Below are 3,226 nucleotides of genomic sequence, written 5' to 3'. Positions count from 1 at the left end.
CCTCGGGCCGTAAGGGCGGCCAGGGCGGCGTCGATGGCTTGGTTGACGTGAGCGGCGGTGCCGTAGTGGAAGTGGCCGAGGGTGCGCTGGTGGTCGTGCGGGGGGCTCATGCGGCGCAGGTCGCCGGTGCGTACCTGCTCGCCGCCGATGTGCATGGGGATGTCCAGTTCCAGCCCGCGCAGGCGCTTGAGCTCTTGCTGCAGCTCGAGCCGCTCCTTGGAGCCGGGCGCGTAGCCTTTCACGGGTTCGTTAATCGGGGTCGGGACGTTGAAAAAGCCGTTGGCCATAGTTGAGTGGGGTTTTGCGTGGGCGTGGGGCAAAGGTAAGGCTACGCTAAGTAGCTGAGGTTTCCGGAGCAGCATCCGTGGGCTTTCCTGCCTTTATTGTGCTACCGGCGTAAAACAGGGCTACGCCAAAAGCCAGAATGGCCAGGGTCCGCCATTCAAACCAGCCTTCGGTTGCCACGACGGCATTCTTTGGATTATGAAGCTGGTAGTGGATTGGAACCAGGCTTCCAATGCTGTGGGCCGCATAAAAACCGGCACTTGTCTCGGTGATAGCGACAACCGAATCCCCGGCCTGTCTTTTAAATTTTAGGCTAATTTTGAAGGTGTTGCTGGCGGCCTTGGGGTTCACCATTTCAGTCTTCGCTATGACCCGTGCGGTGGCTAAGGGTCCTCGGCTGGAGCTCCAGCGCCCGGCCGTTTCCAAGAGAAATGTTCCAATCATCATCAGGCCGATGAAAAAAAGGACCATTTGCATGAGGACTTTAGCAACCATAAAGAAGCTCCGCTGAGCGATAAGTAAAGTGGCAGCTGCCCCGGCAACCTGCGTGCGTGTCGGGCGGGCCATAGGGTGTGTAGGGAAGGTCGGCGGGTGTTTGGACTTGCGTGGAGGGTGTTTAGGCGAAGTCGGCGGGTATTGCGGGCAGTTCGAAGGGTGTTTAGGCTTGCTCGGAGGGTGTTTGGCCTGCCTCGAAGGGTGTTTGGGCTTGCTCGGAGTGTGTTTGGGAGAGGTCGGAGGGTATTTTAGTCAGGTAAATACCCATCGCGCCGACGATTACGCCAGGCTTTATTAGCACCCAAGCCATTCAGTAGCATAACAAGGCCGACCAGAGTGAGAAACATTAAGTAGCCACTGAAACTCCATTCGGAGGCTAGCAGGGCATTTTGGGGGGCGTTGCGGTCGTAGCCCACGCGCACTGATTCGCCTACCGAGACAGCATCGTAGGTGCTGCGGCTGGTCGTTAGCCGGGCGTAGGGTGAGTTGCCTTGCGGCTGCCGGTACTTGGCCACCAAGCGATACTGGCTGCTCGTACCCGAACCCACTTTGCCAAGCTTTTGGTAGATAATGGCCGATACCACGGTGCCGTGCAGCTGCTGCCACCGCCGGGCCACCAGCAGCGAAACCGATGCCAGCAATACCAAGGCAATGATGGGTAGTAGCCAGGCCTGTAGCCAGCGGGTCAGAGCGTTTTGGCGGGCCATGACTTTACGGGGCTACAGCCGCTGTAGCAGCGCCCGCACCTGCCAGGCCAGGTCTTCGCGCGAGCCGGTGTTGTGCAGCACGAAGTCGAAGTGCGCGTAGTCGTCCATGGCGGTTTCGCTGGGGTGGTTGTCGTCGCGGGTGCCGTCGCCGCGCTGGTGCAAAGGGTCGCCCTCTACGCGCAGCATGAGGCCGCCGCGGGCCCGGATGGGGTCGGCCTCGTTGGCAAAGCGCACGTCGGGCACCAGCACGAAGGCATCGGGCGGCAGGCCAGCAAAAAAGGCATCGACCCAGACCAGCGGTTCCCAGGCGCGCAGGGCGCTGCCCACCTGCTGCAGCATCTCGCCCCGCGTGCGGTGGAAGGTGGGCACCAACTCGGCCTTGCCGGTTTGGGTGTAGTAGGGGGCCACGTCTTCGCCGGTGAGGGCGGCGCACACGGACTTGATGGCGTCGCCGAAGGAGCGAATCTGCCAGTTGCGCTCGGGCTGAAGCTGCTGGAGGAGGCGGGCGACGGTGTCTTTGCCGCTGCCGCGGCGCCCGGAGAGGCCGATGAGGTGGGGCATGGAGGAGGTGGTTTGAGGGAGTAAAAAAGAACGTCATGCTGAGCCTAGTCGAAGCATTTTTACCGCTTCGCCTGACGCCCGAACCTCACCCCCGGCCCCTCTCCTCAGGAGAGGAGAGCCACGGCGGCGCTTTGCATGATGCGCTGTTATCGTATGGGCTTTCTTAAAGAATATCTTTCAGCTCGCTGAGGCAGTTGATTTCGTGGGTAATCTGGTTGAAGTGGCGGCGCTTGTCGGGGTTGAAATAGACTTGGTCGATGCCGGCGTTGTAGGCGCCCAGCACATCGCATTCGAGGTTGTCGCCAATCATCAGGCTTTCGGCGGCGGTGGCGCCGGTGCGCGCCAGCGCGTGGCGGAACATGCGCGGGTCGGGCTTGAGGTGGCCGCTGTGCTCAGAAGTGATAACCTCCTCGAAGTAGTGCGTGAGGTTGGAGGAGGCCAGCTTGAGGGCCTGGATGTCGTTGAAGCCGTTGGTGATGAGGTGCAGGCGGTAGTTGGGTTTCAGGTAGTCGAGCACCTCGTGGGTGTAGAGGAATACCGCCGATTTCAGGGGCAGAATGTCCGTAAACTCGGCCGAGATGTTGGCCGGAATCTGGTCTTCGGTCAGGCCCAGTCGCGTGAGCGTGCGGCTGAAGCGCACCTCGCGCAGCTGGCTCTGGGTGATTTTGTTGCTTTGGTAGAGACGCCAGAGGGCATGGTTGATGTCGCTGTACACGCGCACGAATTCCTCCACCGAGAAGGTGCCGTAGCGGGCGAAGTCATGCCGCTCGTAGAGCGTGTGCAGCGTTTCGTTGGCGTTTTTCTCGAAGTCCCACAGCGTATGGTCGAGGTCGAAGAAGAGGTGGCGGTATTTCATTGTGGTCTTATAGTTATTCGTTTACGCCTGTCATCCTGAGCGCAGCGAAGGACCTTCTCACGCTTGGGTAGTTCCCGCAAACCGTTCAACGGTGAGAAGGTCCTTCGCTGCGCTCAGGATGACAGTATGAGCATAACGTGACACATCACAGCCCGCCGGCCAGGGCCATGCTCAGCACGCCGGCCAGCATGATGCCTTTGCAGAACGTGCTGAGCAGCCGGAAGTGCCGCCGCCGGTCGGCCCGGAGTAGCAGGCGCGCCAGCTGGGCCATCGGCAGTAGTACCAGCAGCAGCAGCCACAGGCCCAGTGGCCAGTGCCCGCC

General features: G+C 60.9%; 4 protein-coding genes and 1 pseudogene. All 5 read right to left on the bottom strand.

Annotation, left to right across the window (positions count from 1 at the left end):
* A pseudogene (locus tag ACYVDE_RS18310) lies at positions 1–287 on the bottom strand (L-glutamate gamma-semialdehyde dehydrogenase); the annotation flags it as partial.
* A gap of 46 nt (positions 288–333) precedes the next feature.
* A complete protein-coding gene (locus tag ACYVDE_RS18305; RefSeq protein WP_460502995.1) occupies positions 334–852 on the bottom strand; it encodes a hypothetical protein in 519 nt (172 codons plus the stop codon).
* A 176-nt stretch (positions 853–1,028) separates the two neighbouring features.
* Complete coding sequence (locus ACYVDE_RS18300) at positions 1,029–1,487, bottom strand: DUF3592 domain-containing protein (RefSeq protein WP_460502994.1); 459 nt, start codon at positions 1,485–1,487, stop codon at positions 1,029–1,031.
* A gap of 12 nt (positions 1,488–1,499) precedes the next feature.
* On the bottom strand, positions 1,500–2,048 hold the full coding sequence (locus ACYVDE_RS18295) for a nucleoside/nucleotide kinase family protein (RefSeq protein WP_460502993.1): 549 nt from the start codon (positions 2,046–2,048) through the stop codon (positions 1,500–1,502).
* Between the two features lie 163 nt (positions 2,049–2,211).
* Positions 2,212–2,904 (bottom strand): YjjG family noncanonical pyrimidine nucleotidase, encoded by a 693-nt coding sequence (locus ACYVDE_RS18290; RefSeq protein ID WP_460502992.1) that lies wholly within the window; start codon positions 2,902–2,904, stop codon positions 2,212–2,214.
* Between the last annotated feature and the right edge of the window lie 322 nt (positions 2,905–3,226).

The organism is Hymenobacter agri (assembly GCF_054778495.1).
The sequence above is the reverse complement of the archived record's forward strand: the minus strand, read 5'-3'. Positions and strand labels throughout refer to the sequence as shown.

Coding starts and splice junctions, on each gene's coding strand:
- ACYVDE_RS18290 (WP_460502992.1), bottom strand. CDS start 2,904: ATGAAATACCGCCACCTCTTCTTCGACCTCGACCATACGCTGTGGGAC.
- ACYVDE_RS18295 (WP_460502993.1), bottom strand. CDS start 2,048: ATGCCCCACCTCATCGGCCTCTCCGGGCGCCGCGGCAGCGGCAAAGAC.
- ACYVDE_RS18305 (WP_460502995.1), bottom strand. CDS start 852: ATGGCCCGCCCGACACGCACGCAGGTTGCCGGGGCAGCTGCCACTTTA.
- ACYVDE_RS18300 (WP_460502994.1), bottom strand. CDS start 1,487: ATGGCCCGCCAAAACGCTCTGACCCGCTGGCTACAGGCCTGGCTACTA.